This window comes from Massilia agri (assembly GCF_024753255.1).
In the GTDB taxonomy this organism is placed as follows: domain Bacteria; phylum Pseudomonadota; class Gammaproteobacteria; order Burkholderiales; family Burkholderiaceae_D; genus Telluria; species Telluria agri.
On sequence record NZ_JANUHA010000003.1, the window covers coordinates 131220 to 147637 of the forward strand.

Sequence of the window (16418 nt, forward strand, 5' to 3'; positions counted from 1 at the left end):
TTCAAATCACATGTGAATTGATGCACCGCGTCTAACCATCGTCGGTTTGAACGCGCGGTCGGCAGAGCCGACCACCCTACGAATTCAAGGCCGCCTCCACCGCATCGGATAGCCGCGACACGATCTCCGAGAGGTCCGCCGCCGTCGCAATGAAGGGCGGCGCCAGCAGCACGTGGTCCCCATGCTGCCCATCGATGGTCCCGCCCATCGGATACACCATCAAGCCGTTCTCCATCGCCTTGGCCTTGATCGCCGCATGCAGCCTGCGCTCCGGCGGGAAGGGCGTCTTGCTGGCGCGGTCCTGCACGAACTCCAGCGCCAGCAGCAGCCCGCGTCCGCGGATGTCGCCCACGTGCTCGTGCACCCCGAAGACGTCGCCCGGCATGCGCCGCAGGGTCGCGCCGCGGCTGCGCACCCGCCCCAGCAGGTCGTCGCGCTCGATCACATTTTGTACTTCCAGTGCGGCCGCCGCAGCGACAGGATGGCCGATATAGGTGTGCCCGTGCTGGAATACGCCGCTGCCCTTGCGCAGGCAGTCGGCGATGGTCTGGTGCGCCAGCACCGCGCCGATCGGCTGGTAGCCCGCGGCCAGGCCCTTGGCCACGGCGATGATGTCCGGCGCCACGCCGTCCTGCTCGATCGCGTACATGGTGCCGGTGCGGCCCATTCCGCACATCACCTCGTCGGCGATGAGGAGGATGCGGTAGCGGTCGCAGATCTCGCGCACGCCCTGAAAGTAGCCGGGGGTCGGCGGAATCGCGCCGCCGGTCGCGCCCACCACGGGTTCGGCGACAAAAGCGATGATGTTCTCCGGCCCGGCCTCCAGGATGCGGGTTTCCAGCTCGTCGAGCAGGCCCGCGGTGTAGTCGTCGACGCTCTGGTGGGCGGCGCGGCCGCGGTATTCGTAGCAGGCGGAGACGCGCACCGTGTCCATCAGCAGCGGCGCGAAGTCGCGCCGGCGCCACTCGTTGCCGCCCACCGCGAGGGCGCCGAGGGTGTTGCCGTGGTAGCTCTGGCGGCGCGCCATGAAGAGCTTCCTCTGCGGCTCGCCCGCCTCCACCCAGTACTGGCGCGCCAGCTTGAGCGCCGTCTCCATCGCTTCCGATCCGCCCGAGACCAGGTAGACGGCGCCGATATCCTGCGGCGCGCCGGCAATCAGGCGGTCAGCCAGCTCCTCGGCCGCGTCGGTAGTGAAGAAGCCGGTGTGGGCGTAGGCGACCTTGTCGATCTGGCGGTGCATGGCGGCGATCACGTCCGGATGGCCGTGGCCGAGCGAGGACACGGCCGCGCCGCCGCTGGCATCGATGTAGACGCGGCCGGCTTTGTCGCGGATGCGGATGCCGTCGGCTGCCACCGCGGTCGGCGGCACCTGGCGCAAATTGCGATGGAGGATGTGGCTCATTGCGACTCCCTTCAGTAGAAGGATTTGACAATAAGCGTGTCGCGCAAGGGTTCTTTTGATTTTGTTGGGACGCTGTGCAATTATTGACCAATTACAACAGTCCCTCTCCACCATGACCGACCGACTCGGCCCGATCGCGCCGGAAGACTGGACCGCTGCGCAGCGCGCCGCCGCCCAGGCCATCATCGACGGCCCGCGCGGCGCCGTCTACGGGCCCTTCGTGCCGTTGCTGCGCAGCCCGGAACTGATGGAGTACGCCCAGCGCATGGGCGAGTACCTGCGCTACCGCAGCGCCATCGGGGTGCGGCTGTCGGAGCTGGCCATCCTGGTGACCGCGCGCCAGTGGAACCAGCAGGTCGAGTGGGCGATCCATGCGCCGATCGCGGCGCAGGTGGGGATTCCGCCTTCCGTCATCCATGCGATCGCCGAGCGGCAGCGGCCCGAGGACATGCTGGTGGACGAGGCCGTGGTGCACGACTTCTGCATCGAGCTGCACGAAAGGAAGTCGGTGTCGGACCGGGTGTATGCGGATGCGCTCGCGCTCTTCGGCGAGCAGGGGGTGGTGGACCTGATGGGGCTGAACGGCTACTACACCTTCCTGGCCATGGTGATGAACACGGCCAGGACGGTGGCGCCGCCCTCACAGGCGGCGCCCCTGCCTGACTGAAGGCTTACTTTGGGAAGCCCACGACCTCGGCCTGCTGCTCGCCGAGACCGGCGATGCCGAGGCGCAGCTTGTCGCCCTTCTTGAGGAAGCGCTGCGGCGAGCGGCCCATGCCCACGCCCGGCGGGGTGCCGGTGGTGATGACGTCGCCCGGCTCCAGGGTCATGAAGCGCGAGACGTAGCTGACGATTTGCGCCACGGTGAAGATCATGCTCGCCGTGTTCCCGGTCTGCATGCGCTTGCCGTTCAGTTCCAGGTAGAGGTCGAGGTCCTGCACGTCATAGACCTCGTCGCGGGTCACCAGGAAGGGGCCGACCGGGCCGAAGGTATCGCAGCCCTTGCCCTTGTCCCACTGCGAGCCCATTTCGAACTGGAAGGCGCGCTCGGAAACGTCGTTGACCACGGTATAACCGGCCACGTACTTCAGCGCCTCCTCTTCGCTGACGTATTGCGCGCGGGCGCCGATCACCACGCCCAGCTCGACTTCCCAGTCGGTCTTCTTCGATCCTTTCGGCAGCTGGATCGGATCGTCCGGGCCATTGAGGCAGCTGGTCGCCTTGGTGAAGAACACCGGCTCCTTCGGCACCGCGGCGCCCGTCTCGGCGGCGTGGTCGGCGTAGTTCATGCCGATGCCGATGAACTTGCCGACTTTGGCGACCGGCACGCCCAGGCGCGGGTTGCCGCGTACCAGCGGCAGGGTCTTCCAGTCGACCTTGGCCAGCTTGCGCAGGGCCTTGTCGCCCAGTTGCGACGCGTCGATGTCGTCGATGATGCCCGACAGGTCGCGCAGGCGGCCCTCTTCGTCGAACAGGCCCGGCTTTTCCTTGCCCGGGCGGCCATAGCGCACCAATCTCATGCTTGTCTTCCTGAATGGGTAAAAGCGGCGATGATACAGGATCGCGTCCGGTGGCTTCTCAGTGACTTAGCAAGTAAGCGCTCATGTCGCGCGCATCGCGCTCGGTGACGCCCATGTTCGGCATCGCGGTATTCGGATCGACCGACTGCGGGTCGCGGATCCAGCGCATCAGGCCCGCCTGGTCGTTCGGCACCGCGCCCGCCAGCACCTTGCGCCGTCCCATGTCCGACAGCGGCCGGCCGACGTAGACCTTGGAGCCGGGCACGCCGGGAATCAGGTGGCAGGACTGGCAGGCGTACTGGGTCAGCGCGATCTTGCCACGCTCCGGATCGCCCTGCACGCCGCCGGGCGGGCGCTTGGGCGCGCAGGCCGCCAGCGCCATCAAGGCAAGCAGCGCAAGCGCCCTCATGGCGCCGCCTCCGGCCGGGTCGCGGCCTTGAAGGCCTGCGCATCCATGGACGGCAGCAGCGTCACGAAGGCCACCACCGCCCAGATCTCCTCGTCGCGCAGGTGGTATTCCCAGGCCGGCATGCCGCTCATCTTGATGCCGTGCTTCGTTACCCAATACAGCTCGTTCGGCTCCCAGCGCTGGGTCGCGTCGACCAGGGGGCCGGGAATCGGCTGCATGCTCATGCCGATGGTCGACTGGGCGACGCCCGGCCCGCCGTGGCACTGCAGGCACTTGTCGCGGTAGACCCGGGCGCCGAGCTGCAGCTGCTGCGCACCGCCCAGGCGCGGCGCCTTGATGTCCTCCGCATGGTTGCGCACCGAGTGCTTCATGCCCTCTTCCAGCACCGAGTAGACGAAGGGGAAGTGCTGGGCCGTCGCACCGATGTTGTACCAGCCGCCGTAGAGCAGCGCCAGGCCCGCCGCGCCGGCCGTGACGCCTGCCGCCAGCAGCGTAAGGACAGCGGTCTTGACGATCAGCCGTTGGCGGTTGGTGAGCATGTCGGGGGTGCGTCCGATTGAATTTGTTAAAAAAATTACATTGTCGTTTGTGTATTATAAAAGCCACTCCATAATCCCGAATTCCAAACGTGCGCGCCCGTCCACCAAACCAAGCGACCCTGTATTTACGACGCGCCGGCGTGGCGCTGGCCTGCGTGGCGGCGCTGGCGGGCTGCGAGGGGGAGCGCCAGTCCGTCGTCCCGGGCGGCGACATCGAACAGGGCCTGCGCCTGGTGACCCAGTACCAGTGCGGCGCCTGCCACGTGATCCCCGGGGTACAGGGGGCGGCGGGCGACGAAGGTCCCGCGCTCGATTACATCGGCCGCCTGAGCTACATCGCCGGCGGCATCCCCAACAGCCCCGGCAATATGGTGCGCTGGCTGCGCGTGCCGCACGCGGTCAAGCCCGGCACCGAGATGCCGCCGATGGGCCTCACGGAGCAGGAGGCGCGCCATATGGCGGCCTACCTGTACACGCTGCGATGAAGGCGATGCCGGATAACCTCCAGTCCGTACTGCACCCGGCCGGTTGGGACGCCGCCATCATCAGCCATTTCGCCTGGGTGATGTTCGGCGCCGGCACCCTGATTTTTGTCGCCGTCATGGCCCTGCTGCTGCTCAGCCTGCGCCGCCAGGAACGCCCCGCGCGCGCCCTGCTGTGGATCGGCGGCGGGGGCATCGCCTTTCCGGTCGTGGTCCTGTCCGCGCTGCTGGGGTGGAGCACCTGGCGCAGCGCCCAGCTGGCGCCGCAGTCGTCGAAGGACGCCCTCACCATCTCGGTGACGGCCAAGATGTGGTGGTGGGAGGTGCGCTACCACGATCCGGCGACGGGCCGCGAGATCGTCACCGCCAACGAGATCCACATTCCGACCGGGCGCGCGGTTTACCTGGGCCTGAATTCGGCGGACGTGATCCACAGCCTGTGGGTGCCTGCGCTCGCGGGCAAGCGCGACATGGTGCCGGGCCGCGTGACGGGCCTGACCCTGCGCGCAGAGAAGCCCGGCATCTACCGGGGACAATGCGCGGAATACTGCGGCGAGCAGCATGCGAAGATGGCGCTGCACGTGGTCGCCTCCACGCCGCGGGAGTTCGAGGCCTGGCTGGCGCGCCAGGCGCAGCCGGCGGCGCCCGCCGACAGCACGGTGCTCGCGCAAGGACGCGAAGCCTTCCTGCAGCAGCGCTGCCAGGCCTGCCACACCATCCGCGGCGTGGCCGAGGGCGCACGCCTGGGCCCGGACCTGACCCACGTGGGCAGCCGCATGCACATCGGCGCCGGCACCCTGCGCACCCACCGCGCCACCCTGCAAGGCTGGATCGCGGACCCGCAGGCGGCCAAGCCCGGCGTCTTCATGCCCGGCTCGCAAGACCTCGACCTCGCCACCCTGCAGGCGCTGGCCACCTATCTCGAGCACCTGAAATGAACGAGCAGCGCCTCCCGAACTCTCTCCCCCGCCCGGACGGCGAATTCGAGCGCCTGAAGGAAGTCTGGCGCACGCCGACCGGCTGGCGCTTCTTCAAGTCGGTGAACAACACCAGCATCGGCCTGCTCTACATCGGCACCGCCCTGCTGTTCTTCATCCTGGCCGGCATCCTGGCCCTGGTCATGCGGGTGCAGCTGGCGGTGCCGGACAACACCCTGCTCTCGCCCGAAACCTACAACCAGGTCTTCACCATGCACGGCACGGTGATGATGTTCCTGTTCGCCATCCCCATCGTCGAGGCGATCGCCGTCTACCTGCTGCCCAACATGCTGGGCGCGCGCGACCTGCCCTTCCCGCGCCTCTCGGCCTACGCCTACTGGGCCTATGCCTTCGGCGGCCTGGCCTTCTTCTGCACCATTTTTGTCGGCCTGGCGCCGAACGGCGGCTGGTTCATGTATCCGCCCTATACGGGCGAGCAGTATTCGCCCGGCCTGAACGCCGACTTCTGGCTGCTGGGGATCGGCTTCATCGAGATCTCGGCCATCGCCGGAGCGGTGGAGCTCATCGTCGGCATCCTGTTCACGCGCGCACCCGGCATGAGCCTGCGCCGCATGCCGGTCTACGCCTGGGCCATGCTGGTGGTCGCCGTGATGATCGTGTTCGCCTTCCCCGCCGTGATCGCCGGCACCGCCCTGCTGGAGCTGGAACGCGCCTTCGACTGGCCCTTCTTCATCGCCGACCGCGGCGGCGACCCGATCCTGTGGCAGCACCTGTTCTGGTTCTTCGGCCACCCCGAGGTCTACATCATCTTCCTGCCGGCGGCCGGCATGGTCTCGACCATGATCCCGACCATCGCCGGCACACCACTCGTCGGGCGGCGCGCCATCATCGTGGCCCTGGTGGGCGTGGGCTTCTTCAGCTTCGGCCTGTGGGCCCACCACATGTTCACGGCGGGCCTGGGCGTGCTGGAGATGAGCTTCATCTCGGCGGCCAGCATGGCAGTGGCGATCCCGACCGGCATCCAGGTCTTCGCCTGGATCGCCACCTTGTGGAACGGACGCGTGCAGATGACTTCCCCGGCCCTGTTCCTGATGGGCTTCATGTTCATCTTCGTGCTGGGCGGCCTCACCGGCGTGATGGTGGCGGTGATTCCCTTCGACTGGCAGGTGCACGACACCTATTTCATCGTCGCCCACCTGCACTACGTGCTGATCGGCGGCATGGTGTTCCCGGTGTTCGCGGCCATGTACTACTGGCTCCCGCTGGTCAAGGGGCAGCGCCTGTCAGAGAAAGTGGCGCGCTGGGTATTCTGGCTGATGTTCGGCGGCTTCAACCTCGCCTTCTTCCCCATGCACATCACCGGTCTGCAGGGCATGCCGCGCCGGGTCTACACCTACGACAGCCAGCTGGGCTGGGATTTCCTGAACCTGCTGTCGACCATCGGCGCCTTCGTGTTCGCTTTCGGGGTGGTGCTCTTCATCGTCGATGCCGTGCGCACCCTGCGCCGGCCCGAGAAAGAAGTCGGCAACCCGTGGAATGCGCCCACCCTCGAATGGCTGACCTCGGAGTCCTACGGCAACCACAGCATTCCGCGCATCACCTCGACCAATCCGCTGTGGGACCAGCCGACCCTGTCCGAAGAAGTCGACCGCGGCCAGCACTACCTTCCCGGCACCGCCACCGGCCTGCGCGAGACCATCGCCACCAGTCCTGTCGCGGGCGAGCCGCGCTACCTGATGGTGCTGCCGACCGACAGCTGGCTGCCCGTGGTCGCGGCGCTGGGCACGGCCGGCTTCTTCCTGCTGCTGACAGTGAAAGCGGTGCTGCTGGCCTGGATCTTCGGCTTCATGGCGGTGGCAGGCACCGTGGCCTGGCTGTGGGAATCGGACCGCAAGCCGCCCATTCGAGAAGCGCGCGTGGCCGACGACCTGGTGCTGCCGGTGAACGCGAAGACCACGGCCTCGCAGTCCTGGTGGGGCACGATCGTGATGCTGGTGGTGGACGCCTGCATCTTCGCTTCCTTCGGCTACGCCTATGTGCATGTCTCGATGCGCCTGATGGTCTGCCCGCCGCCCGGCGCATCGCTGCCTTCGCTGCCCTGGCAGCTGGCCTCCGGCGGACTGCTCCTGCTGGGTTCCGCACTGATCTTGCTCGCGGCGCGTGCGATCGGCAAGCGCCGCCTGCCCTGGCTGGTGCTGCTGGCGCTGGGCTGCACGGCGGCTTCCTTCCTGCTCGACCTGCGCGGCCACCAGTTCGCAGGCCTCGACCCGACGGCCACCGCCTGGGCCGCGGCGATCGGCGCCCTGCTGTCCTACCAGGGGCTGCACATCGTGGTGCTGGCGATCGCCGGGCCGTATCTGGCGCTGCGCCACTGGCGCGGTCACCTGGGTGAGCACAGCCGGGCGACGCTCGACAACGTCAGCCTGCTCTGGCACTACACGACCCTGCAGGGAATCGCCGGCATGGCGCTGGTGAACATCCTGCCGCTGCTGATGGAGTGAGCATGCAAGACGGATTCTGGCGACAGCTGCTGCGCGGCACCCTGCCCCTGCTGGTATGGGCGGCGCACTTCACCTTCTGCTACCTGCTGGCGGCGGCGCAGTGCACGCCGGCGGCCATGCGCGCGGGCGGGCCGGACCGGGGGCTGATGGGGATCGTGACCATCGTCGCATTGGCGATGTGCGCCTGGCTGCTGTGGCGCGAGCGGGGCATCCTGAAGAATGCGAAAGACGCCGCGCTGCTGGATTGGGCGGCGGCGCTGGGGGCGCTGCTGGCGCTGGTCGGGATCGTGTGGACCGGCCTGCCGCTGCTGATAGTCGGGGGTTGTGCATGATGCGGGCGGTTGTGCCGCCCACATCATGATTATCGGGCCGGCGTGACGCGCCAGACGACGTTGCCCACGTCGTCCGCCACCAGCACGGCGCCCGCCCTGTCCACGGCGACACCCACCGGCCGCCCCATCGCATCGCCCTCCCTGTTCACGAAACCCGTGAGCACCTCGAGGGGCTTCCCGGCCGGCATCCCATCCTTGAAGGGCACGAACACCACGTTATAGCCCGACAGCGGCTTGCGGTTCCAGGAGCCGTGCTGGCCGATAAAGGCGCCGTTCGCGTACTGCGCGGGCAGCAACTTGCCGGTATAGAAGGCCAGGCCGAGCGCCGCCACGTGGGCACCCAGCGCGTAGTCGGGAACCAGGGCCTTCGCCACCATCTCGGGGCGCGGCGGCTGGACGCGCTCGTCGACGTGCCGGCCGTAGTAGCTGTAGGGCCAGCCGTAGAAGCCGCCGTCCTTTACGGACGTCAGGTAGTCGGGCACCAGATCGCTGCCCAGTTCGTCGCGCTCGTTCACCACGGTCCACAAGGCGCCGGTCTGCGGGTTCCAGGCCAGGCCGTTGGGATTGCGCAGGCCCGAGGCGAACAGGCGGGCCTTGCCGGTGGCGATGTCGACCTCGAGGATGGCGGCGCGGTCGACTTCCTTGTCCATGCCGTTTTCGCCCACATTGCTGTTCGAGCCCGAGGTGGCGTAGAGCTTGCGCCCGTCAGGGCTGGCGATGATGTTCTTGGTCCAGTGGTGGTTCAGCGGGCCGCCCGGCAGCGCCGCCACCGGCTGGGCACCCGCCGTGATCTCGAGCTCGCCCTCGCGGTAGGGGAAGCGCACGATGCCGTCGGTATTGGCCACGTAGAGCATGTCACCCACCAGGGCCATGCCGAAGGGCGAGTTCAGGCCCTTCAGGAATACTTTCTTGACCTCGGCGATGCCATCGCCGTCGGCATCGCGCAGCAGGGTGATGCGGTTGGCGCTCGGCACCGCGGCGCCGGCCCTGGCCATCACCTTGCCCATGACGTAGCCCCGGATGCCCTTCTTGCCCTCGGGACGCTCGGGCGCATTGGTCTCGGCCACCAGCACGTCGCCGTTGGGCAGCACGTGCAGCCAGCGCGGGTGGTCCAGGCCGGTGGCAAACGCGTTCACCGCCAGGCCCGCGGCGGCCACGGGCTTGCCGCCTTCAGGCCAGCCCTTGGCGGGCGCGATGTCGACGGTCGGGATGGCGCTCCTGACCGGCGCCTTGATGGTCGGGTTCAGGCCAACGTCGGCGCCGACCGGCAGGGTGGATTTGTCGCCGCAGGCGGCGAGCAGCAGGATCAAAGAGCCTGCCGTGAGGCGAGGCAGCAGGTGGGCGCGCATGGCGGTTCTTCTCTCGTCAGGTCCGGACGGCGTCCGTATTGCCACATGCTAGCCAATTCGGCAATACAGCGCCATCCCTTACCGACGAGAAAAGCAAGCCATCAGGACACCGCCGGCAAAGCCTCCTCCACCGCCGGCGCGCCCGCCTGGCGCCGCCGCCGCAGGACGAAGCCCACCAGGCCCGGCAGCTGCACCAGCACCAGCACCGCGAAGCCGACCTGGTAGGCGACCGCCGGCGCATGGCCACCCGGTTCCGGTGTCCACAGGCCGACCAGCAGGCCGAAGCCCGCCTGCACCACGAAGGCGCCGATGAAGATCAAGAGGTTCAGGCAGGTGGCCGCGCGCCCGGTGAGCTCGCGCGGCATCGACTGGGCGATGATCGCGTACTCGATTCCCGTGATCGTCCCCACCAGCGTGAACAGCACCGACAGCATCTGGTAGCTCGGCTTGTAGCCGGCCACGAAGGCCGCCTGCACCAGCAGGAACACCGTGATGCCCGCCGCCGCCACGTCCAGCGGGGCGATGCCGCGCCGTCCCGCCCACTCGGTGATCATGCCCACCGCGATGGCGCCGAAGATCACCGAAGCCATGCCCATGTAGAGCAGGTAGGCCACGGCGTGGTCGGGAAAGCGCGCCGCGTCCGTCAGCCAGCGCCCGATCCACAGGCCCTGGATGCCGAAGAACACCGCATGCGGGACGAGCACCAGCGAGGCCGTGGTGCGGAACACCGGCGCGCGCAGCACCTGGCGCAGCGCCTCGCCGAGCGGTCCGCGGTTCGGGCTTGGTGCTTCGGCGCGCGGGTACAGCAGCGCGACCAGCAGGCCGCAGCAGGCCACCAGGCCGGCCAGCACCACGAACAGGCCGCGCCACTCTAGGTAGTCGAGGGCCAGGCGCACCGGCATGGTGGCCGACGCCGCCCCGAGCCCGCCGACCGCGATCAGGTAGCCGTGCACCGAGGGCAGCCTGTTTGGCGCGATCCAGGTGGAGACCGCCTTCACCGCCGCCATGAAGCAGCCGCCAAGGCCGAAGCCCATGACGGCGCGCGCCAGCAGCAGCTGGCCGAAGCTCTCACCGTGGGCGAACAGCAGTGCGCCGAGCGAACCGACCAGCATCATCACCAGCTGCACCCGGCGCGGCCCGAAGCGGTCGAGCGCGATCCCGACCGGCAGCTGCACCAGTGCGAAGGCGAAGAAGAAGGCGCTGGTGAGCAGCCCGAGCTCGCCCGGCGTGAGCGCGAGCGCGCCGACCAGGTGCGAGGCCAGCACGGCGTTCACGTTGCGCAGCAGCGAGGACAGGTAGTGCCCCAGGGCGAAGGGCAGGAAGACATGGAAGAAAACCGCCACGCCGGACAGGCGTGGCGCGGTGGCGGTGTCCTGCATGGCGGTTCCCGGTAGAAGCGGGATGTCAGGCGGCGTCGCGCTGGGCGGCCGGCACCAGGGGGATCACGCGACCGCCGGGTCCGCGCAGGGGGCCGCCGCTTTCCATCTCGAAGAAGAACCTGTCGCGCCCGAAGGCCGGTTTCAGGTGATCCAGCCAGGTGGCATCCGGGTCGTACTTGGCGAAGAAGGGACGGCGCACCCACTCGGGATTGCGGGCCTGCAGGAACTGCAGCGCGAACAGCTTCTCGCCATTGATGGTCACCACGCCGTCGATCACCACCTTGCCGGGGAAGGCGCTCATCGAAGGGCCGCGCACCGTGCGCGACAGGCCGGACACCATCGAATACGCTTCCTGGAAGATCTGGTGGGCGCGCGCCAGCGGCAGGGCAAAATAGTCGCGCGGGCCGGTGTCGCGCTCGACAAACATGTAGTAGGGAATCGCCCCCAGGCGCACGCCCGTGGTCCACAGCTCGGCCCAGCTCTTCGGGTCTTCGTTGATGTGGCGGATCAGGGGGCCTTGCATGCGCAGGGTGGCGCCGGTGCCGACGATGCGCTTGACGGCCTGCTGGGCGATGGGGTGGCGCAGCTCCACCGCATGATTATAGTGGCCCATGATCGCGAGATTCTTGCCTGATCTGACCACCTTCTCGAACAGGCGCATCAGGTCGTCGCTGTCCTTGTCCGACACGAAGCGCTGCGGCCAATAGGCGACCGACTTGGTGCCGATGCGGATGTTCTGGATGTGGGCCAGGTTGGGCTCGAGCAGGGGCTCGAGGAATTCGGCGAGCGAGCGGGTATTCATGATCATCGGGTCGCCGCCCGTGATCAGGACGTCGGTGACGTCCGGATGGGTCTCGAGGTAGGACACCAGCTCGGTGCACTCGCGCGCGTCGAACTTCATGTCGTCCATGCCGACGAACTGCGGCCAGCGGAAGCAGAAGGTGCAATAGGCGTGGCAGGTCTGGCCTGAGCTCGGGAAGAACAGCACGGTCTCCTTGTACTTGTGCTGCAGGCCCTTGAGCGGCGCGTCGTTCACGCGCGGAACGTTGTGGGTCATCTGGCCGGCCGGATGCGGGTTCATGCGCATGCGGATCGCGTGCACCAGCTTCGCCGTGGCCGCCTCGTCCTTCTTGTACAGGACCAGGTCGCGCAGCTGCTCGTACTCCTGGGCCGGCAGCATGTCGCGGTGCGGGAAGGTCAGGCGATAGATCGGATCGTCCGGCACCTTGTCCCAGTCGATCAGCTCCTCCAGCACATAGGCGTTCACCCGGAAAGGCAGCACGTGGGAGACCACCTGCACCGCTTCCTGCAGCTCCGGCGTCAGCCATTGCCACTGGCGCGCGGTATGGATCGATTGCCGGGTATAGGGCTTGAACTTGGAGGGCGTCGATTCGGTCGTGATCACGGGAGTTCTCCAGGAAACGAAAGGTGGGCCGGCCGCCAATATGTTGCAGGCGCGTTGCCGGGAAGAATTCATCTTACGCTGCGGAAATATTGAAGAATTGCCGTCAATCAATCGGACGAGTCTGACAAGGGGAGCTAGCACAAGGAAGGCGCGGAACGGGACGACATCTGGACAGGTCGGTCAAGCCAGCGCTTGACCTGCCTGGACACCAATCCACAACGTTCTGATCCCGCGTCCCACGTGCGATTGCGTAATCGCAATTCCCGCCCCTCTCACCCCGGTACATTTGCCAATGCACTTCAGAAATATTGGCCCCAGAACACTAACCCGAGGAGTAGACCATGAAGCTGACCGCCACCGCCGCCGCCCTGTGCCTTGCCCTGGCCGCCACCCCTGCCCTGGCCAGCGGCCCGACCGAAAAGGACGCCATCGCCATGGTCGAACGTGGCGCCGCCCTGATCAAGGCCAAGGGCAAGGACGAGATGATCAGGAAGATCAACGCCAAGGATGCCGACTACGTGCAGGGCGAGCTGTACATCGACATGCGCGACCTGAAGACCGGCATCGTGCTGGCCCACCCGATCAATCCCTCGATCGTCGGCAAGGACCTGACCGATGTCCCCGATGCCAACGGCAAGAAGTACCGCCGCGAGATCATCGAGCTGGCCGCCGCCAAGGGCAAGGGCTGGGTCGACTACCAGTACAAGAATCCGACCAGCGGCAAGATCGAGCCGAAGACCACCTATATCCAGCGGGTCGACGACGTTGTCCTCGAAGCCGGCATCTACAAGAAATAACGTCCCTCCATCCTCCCGGAGTCAAGCATGCTGAACAAACTGCGGATCGGCCCCAAACTCCTGCTGGCCCCGGGACTGGTGCTGGTGCTGCTCACCATGCTGTCGGCAGCCGCCTACTACGGCATGGTGCGCCAGAACGCCTCGCTCGAGCACATGGTGCAGGTGCGCGCCGCGCGCCTGCAGGCGGTTGCCGACGTGGCGGGCGATGCGCGCTTCGCGCACGCCAACATCTACCAGCTGCTGGCCTGGGTCAACGGCAGCTTCGCGCAGAGCCGGCTGGCGGCGCTGACCGCGGACATCCACAAGAAGCATGCGCTAATCGGGGACGAGCTCGGCGAGCTCAAGAAGTCAGCCGCGCCGGGCGAACGCGCGCCGCTGGAGAATTCCCTGGCGGCGCTGGCCGGCTACCGCAAGATGGTGGCGGAAACGATCGAACTCGCCCAGGTCGACCAGTCGATCGCCACCAACTCGATGCAGAAGGCCGAGAAGCAGTTCGTCGCGCTTGATGCCGAACTGCAGCGCCTGGCCACGCTGGAGAAGAAGCTGAGCGTGGAAGCGCACGCCGCGGCCAAGGCCGAATTCCGTTTCCTCGGCATCACGATGGCGGCCCTGGTGCTGCTGTCGATCGGGCTGTCGCTGGCGGTGACCATGCTGGTGCGGCGCGCCATGCTGGCCGACATCCAGGCGATCGCCACGGTGGTGGGCGACCTGGCCGAAGGCCGGCTGCGCACCTCGAACACGGCAGGCAGCGGACGCGACGAGATCGCCGACACCGCCCGCGCCCTCGACCACTCCATCTCGCGCCTGGACGGGGCCCTGCGCAGCATATTGAAGTCGGTGCATTCGATCGACACCGCCTCGAAGGAGATCGCCAGCGGCAACCTCGACCTGTCGACCCGCACCGAGATGCAGGCCGGCTCCCTCGAACAGACCGCCAGCACCATGGAAGAGCTGACCACGGCGGTCAAGCAGAACGCCGACAATGCGCGCCTGGCCTCCAACCTGTCGGCGCAAGCCGCGCAGCTGGCGTCCAATGGCGGCTCAGCCGTGGGCCGCGCGGTGGCGACGATGGAATCGATCCAGGCCAGCTCGCGCAAGATCGTCGAGATCACCGGCGTCATCGACGGCATCTCCTTCCAGACCAACCTGCTGGCCCTGAACGCCGCGGTGGAAGCCGCGCGCGCCGGCGAACAGGGACGCGGCTTCGCCGTGGTCGCCGCCGAGGTGCGCACCCTGGCCCAGCGCTCGGCCGCGGCGGCGCGCGAGATCAAGGCCCTGATCGCCGACTCCGTGAAGATCATCGAGGAAGGCAGCGCCTCGGTGAGCGAGGCCGGCGCCAGCATGGGCGACATCGTGTCCTCGGTGCGCCAGGTGAACGACATCATCGGCCGCATCAGCGTGGCCAGCACCGAGCAGGCCGACGGCATCGCCGAGGTGAACAAGGCGGTCGGGCAGATGGACGGTATGACCCAGCAGAACGCGGCCCTGGTCGAACAGGCCGCGGCGGCCGCCGAAAGCCTGCACGAGCAGACCGTCAACCTGGCCAAGGCGGTGTCGATCTTCAAGCTTGCCGACGGCGCGCCGGCGATCGCGATCGACGAGGAAGAGATGGAAGAGGATGGCTTCCACGGCCTGCAGGAGCGGCGCGCCGAGGGCAGCCCGATGCGCGGGCGGCCGGTCGCGGCCCTGCCGGCGGCGCAACCGCAGCGGCGCCGCGCGTAAATCCCTTACCTGAACGGCCGGCTCACGAAACGCGATCCGGCCAGCCCGAAGCGCCAGGGCACGTCCATCGCCTTCGAGATGCCGATGCGCGGCCCGGTCACCACCTCGAGATCCGGCGGGCCCGGCAGCAGCTCGAAAGGCGCCTCCGACAAGGGCCGGCCATTCAGGGCGCGGGTCACGCCCAGGGCCTGGCACAGCTTGCCGGGTCCGGAGCACAGCAGCCACTCGTCATCGGCGTCGCGCCGCACCCGCATCGTGTCCAGCCCGATCACCGGCTCGAGCGCGCGGATCAGGACCCCGGCGCCATGCCCCTCTTCGCGGCAGACGAAGTTCAGGCACCAGTGAATCCCGTAGGAGCGGTAGACATAAGCATGGGCGGGCGGCCCGAACATCGCCGCATTGCGCTCGGTCGGGCCGGAAAAGGCGTGCGATGCCGGATCTTCGCGGTCATAGGCCTCGGTTTCGACGATCCGGCCGCCGACACCATCCACCAGCACCGTCACGCCGATCAGCTGGCGCGCCACGATCTCCGAGGGCGCCATGAAGTCGATTCCTGCAATTGTCGAAATAGCCATGGATGCATTGTAATTCCGCTACTGAACCGGTGTCGCAACGCTGTCCTTTGGTGAAATTGACACAAATGAGCATTGCCAAAGTGCAAGAAAAATTCGGCTGGGGTATAGTGGCAGGGTTGTTCGCTTCCCCCGCCGCCCTTCCTTTTCTTCCCGCGCCCATGAATACCGTCGCCGATCCTCTTCCGCATCTCGACAAGGTCGACGCCTTGATCAAGTCGATCCGCATCCCGCCGCGTCCGAGCCTGCTGGCCGACATGCAGCGCGAGCTGGCATCGGAAGATCCGTCGCCGGAAGCGATCGGCAAGATCGTGGCGAGCGACGTCGGCATGTCCGGCGCCCTGCTGAAGCTGGCGAACTCCTCGATCTACGGCGGACGCCGCAAGGCCAAGTCGGTCGAGCAGGCCATCCTATTCCTGGGCATCAACCAGGTCGCGGCCCTGATGACCGGGCTGCTGGCGCGCGAGGCGATTCCGGCCAACAGCGCCAGCCTGGCGAGTTTCTGGGACATCTCGACCCGCCGCGCCCAGGCCATGGTGTTCCTCTCGCGCCGCCTGCGCATCGGCGAAGCGGACGTGGCCCATACCTTCGGCCTGTTCTGCGACACCGGCGTGCCGCTCCTGATCGAGCGCTTCCCCGACTACGCCCAGACGTATGCCGACGCCTCGCTGGAAAGCGACCGTCCGTTCACGGCCCTGGAAGAAGAACGCCACTCGACCTCGCACGCCTCGGTCGGCTGCCTGCTGGCGCGCAACTGGGGCCTGTCCGGCGACGTCGGCTGGGCCATCCTGCACCACCACGACTTCGACGTCCTCGACGACCCCGCCACCTCCGGCGCGGTGCGTTCGCTGGTGGCCCTGTCGGTGCTGGCCGAAAGCGCGATCTGCCGCTACCAGGGCCATGCCGAGTCGCTCGAATGGGCCAAGGGCGGCGCCAGCGCCTGCGCCTACCTCGGACTCTCGGACGAGGAAACCGCCGAGCTGCTGGACGAGCTGGTGGAAGCATTCCACACCGAATAAAAAGAGCGCTCCAAGTATGCATCGGGCAGGCTTTGACAAGCCTGCCGCACAG

General features: G+C 67.5%; 16 protein-coding genes. 8 read left to right on the top strand and 8 right to left on the bottom strand.

Annotated features, from left to right (window positions below; all coding sequences use genetic code 11):
- Window positions 1-76: 76 nt before the first annotated feature.
- Window positions 77-1402 (bottom strand): aspartate aminotransferase family protein, encoded by a 1326-nt coding sequence (locus NX780_RS05645; RefSeq protein WP_258826880.1) that lies wholly within the window; start codon window positions 1400-1402, stop codon window positions 77-79.
- A gap of 112 nt (window positions 1403-1514) precedes the next feature.
- On the opposite strand from NX780_RS05645, the gene NX780_RS05650 reads away from it, so the two are divergent.
- Entirely contained in the window at window positions 1515-2069 is a 555-nt protein-coding gene (locus NX780_RS05650) for a carboxymuconolactone decarboxylase family protein (RefSeq protein WP_258826881.1), read from the top strand.
- A 4-nt stretch (window positions 2070-2073) separates the two neighbouring features.
- Here the strand turns inward: NX780_RS05650 and NX780_RS05655 are convergent, their stop codons facing one another.
- From NX780_RS05655 to NX780_RS05665, 3 genes are read right to left on the bottom strand one after another with little or no spacing between them, the layout of a single operon-like run.
- The gene (locus NX780_RS05655) at window positions 2074-2922 is read right to left on the bottom strand and encodes a fumarylacetoacetate hydrolase family protein (RefSeq protein ID WP_258826882.1); all 849 of its coding nucleotides are present in this window, start codon (window positions 2920-2922) and stop codon (window positions 2074-2076) included.
- A 58-nt stretch (window positions 2923-2980) separates the two neighbouring features.
- The gene (locus tag NX780_RS05660) at window positions 2981-3331 is read right to left on the bottom strand and encodes a c-type cytochrome (protein WP_258826883.1); all 351 of its coding nucleotides are present in this window, start codon (window positions 3329-3331) and stop codon (window positions 2981-2983) included.
- On the bottom strand, window positions 3328-3870 hold the full coding sequence (locus tag NX780_RS05665; protein ID WP_258826884.1) for a c-type cytochrome: 543 nt from the start codon (window positions 3868-3870) through the stop codon (window positions 3328-3330). The genes NX780_RS05660 and NX780_RS05665 overlap by 4 nt, the downstream gene beginning before the upstream one ends.
- Window positions 3871-3959: 89 nt before the next feature.
- Between NX780_RS05665 and NX780_RS05670 the strand changes: the two genes are divergently transcribed.
- Genes NX780_RS05670 through NX780_RS05685 form a run of 4 tightly spaced genes read left to right on the top strand, consistent with a single transcriptional unit; the run spans window position 3960 to window position 8123 of the window.
- Window positions 3960-4355, top strand: a complete 396-nt coding sequence (locus NX780_RS05670; protein ID WP_258826885.1) for a c-type cytochrome — start codon at window positions 3960-3962, stop codon at window positions 4353-4355.
- A 5-nt stretch (window positions 4356-4360) separates the two neighbouring features.
- On the top strand, window positions 4361-5290 hold the full coding sequence (locus NX780_RS05675) for a cytochrome c oxidase subunit II (protein WP_258826886.1): 930 nt from the start codon (window positions 4361-4363) through the stop codon (window positions 5288-5290).
- Window positions 5287-7791 carry a cytochrome c oxidase subunit I gene (ctaD, locus tag NX780_RS05680; RefSeq protein ID WP_258826887.1) on the top strand — a complete coding sequence of 835 codons (2505 nt, stop codon included), beginning with the start codon at window positions 5287-5289 and terminating at the stop codon, window positions 7789-7791. The genes NX780_RS05675 and ctaD overlap by 4 nt, the downstream gene beginning before the upstream one ends.
- 2 nt (window positions 7792-7793) lie before the next feature.
- Entirely contained in the window at window positions 7794-8123 is a 330-nt protein-coding gene (locus NX780_RS05685) for a hypothetical protein (RefSeq protein ID WP_258826888.1), read from the top strand.
- Between the two features lie 29 nt (window positions 8124-8152).
- Here NX780_RS05685 and NX780_RS05690 read toward each other — a convergent pair whose 3' ends face one another.
- From NX780_RS05690 to NX780_RS05700, 3 genes are all read right to left on the bottom strand, one after another.
- Window positions 8153-9472: a PQQ-dependent sugar dehydrogenase gene (locus tag NX780_RS05690; RefSeq protein WP_258826889.1), complete on the bottom strand. Its 1320-nt coding sequence runs from the start codon at window positions 9470-9472 to the stop codon at window positions 8153-8155.
- Window positions 9473-9573: 101 nt separating this feature from the next.
- Window positions 9574-10851 carry an MFS transporter gene (locus NX780_RS05695; RefSeq protein ID WP_258826890.1) on the bottom strand — a complete coding sequence of 426 codons (1278 nt, stop codon included), beginning with the start codon at window positions 10849-10851 and terminating at the stop codon, window positions 9574-9576.
- 25 nt (window positions 10852-10876) lie between these two features.
- Entirely contained in the window at window positions 10877-12256 is a 1380-nt protein-coding gene (locus tag NX780_RS05700; RefSeq protein ID WP_258826891.1) for a KamA family radical SAM protein, read from the bottom strand.
- Window positions 12257-12597: 341 nt separating this feature from the next.
- On the opposite strand from NX780_RS05700, the gene NX780_RS05705 reads away from it, so the two are divergent.
- Together NX780_RS05705 and NX780_RS05710 are read left to right on the top strand one after the other, a co-directional pair.
- Window positions 12598-13053 (top strand): cache domain-containing protein, encoded by a 456-nt coding sequence (locus NX780_RS05705; RefSeq protein ID WP_258826892.1) that lies wholly within the window; start codon window positions 12598-12600, stop codon window positions 13051-13053.
- 27 nt (window positions 13054-13080) lie between these two features.
- Window positions 13081-14775 (top strand): methyl-accepting chemotaxis protein, encoded by a 1695-nt coding sequence (locus NX780_RS05710; protein ID WP_258826893.1) that lies wholly within the window; start codon window positions 13081-13083, stop codon window positions 14773-14775.
- A gap of 5 nt (window positions 14776-14780) precedes the next feature.
- Here NX780_RS05710 and NX780_RS05715 read toward each other — a convergent pair whose 3' ends face one another.
- Complete coding sequence (locus tag NX780_RS05715) at window positions 14781-15350, bottom strand: DNA-3-methyladenine glycosylase (RefSeq protein ID WP_258826894.1); 570 nt, start codon at window positions 15348-15350, stop codon at window positions 14781-14783.
- Window positions 15351-15508: 158 nt separating this feature from the next.
- Here NX780_RS05715 and NX780_RS05720 point away from each other — a divergent pair, with 158 nt between their 5' ends.
- A complete protein-coding gene (locus NX780_RS05720) occupies window positions 15509-16366 on the top strand; it encodes an HDOD domain-containing protein (RefSeq protein ID WP_258826895.1) in 858 nt (285 codons plus the stop codon).
- The last annotated feature ends 52 nt before the right edge of the window (window positions 16367-16418 follow it).

Coding starts and splice junctions, on each gene's coding strand:
- NX780_RS05655 (WP_258826882.1), bottom strand. CDS start 2,922: ATGAGATTGGTGCGCTATGGCCGCCCGGGCAAGGAAAAGCCGGGCCTG.
- NX780_RS05705 (WP_258826892.1), top strand. CDS start 12,598: ATGAAGCTGACCGCCACCGCCGCCGCCCTGTGCCTTGCCCTGGCCGCC.
- NX780_RS05695 (WP_258826890.1), bottom strand. CDS start 10,851: ATGCAGGACACCGCCACCGCGCCACGCCTGTCCGGCGTGGCGGTTTTC.
- NX780_RS05720 (WP_258826895.1), top strand. CDS start 15,509: ATGAATACCGTCGCCGATCCTCTTCCGCATCTCGACAAGGTCGACGCC.
- NX780_RS05650 (WP_258826881.1), top strand. CDS start 1,515: ATGACCGACCGACTCGGCCCGATCGCGCCGGAAGACTGGACCGCTGCG.
- NX780_RS05660 (WP_258826883.1), bottom strand. CDS start 3,331: ATGAGGGCGCTTGCGCTGCTTGCCTTGATGGCGCTGGCGGCCTGCGCG.
- NX780_RS05665 (WP_258826884.1), bottom strand. CDS start 3,870: ATGCTCACCAACCGCCAACGGCTGATCGTCAAGACCGCTGTCCTTACG.
- ctaD (WP_258826887.1), top strand. CDS start 5,287: ATGAACGAGCAGCGCCTCCCGAACTCTCTCCCCCGCCCGGACGGCGAA.
- NX780_RS05645 (WP_258826880.1), bottom strand. CDS start 1,402: ATGAGCCACATCCTCCATCGCAATTTGCGCCAGGTGCCGCCGACCGCG.
- NX780_RS05675 (WP_258826886.1), top strand. CDS start 4,361: ATGCCGGATAACCTCCAGTCCGTACTGCACCCGGCCGGTTGGGACGCC.
- NX780_RS05710 (WP_258826893.1), top strand. CDS start 13,081: ATGCTGAACAAACTGCGGATCGGCCCCAAACTCCTGCTGGCCCCGGGA.
- NX780_RS05685 (WP_258826888.1), top strand. CDS start 7,794: ATGCAAGACGGATTCTGGCGACAGCTGCTGCGCGGCACCCTGCCCCTG.
- NX780_RS05715 (WP_258826894.1), bottom strand. CDS start 15,350: ATGGCTATTTCGACAATTGCAGGAATCGACTTCATGGCGCCCTCGGAG.
- NX780_RS05690 (WP_258826889.1), bottom strand. CDS start 9,472: ATGCGCGCCCACCTGCTGCCTCGCCTCACGGCAGGCTCTTTGATCCTG.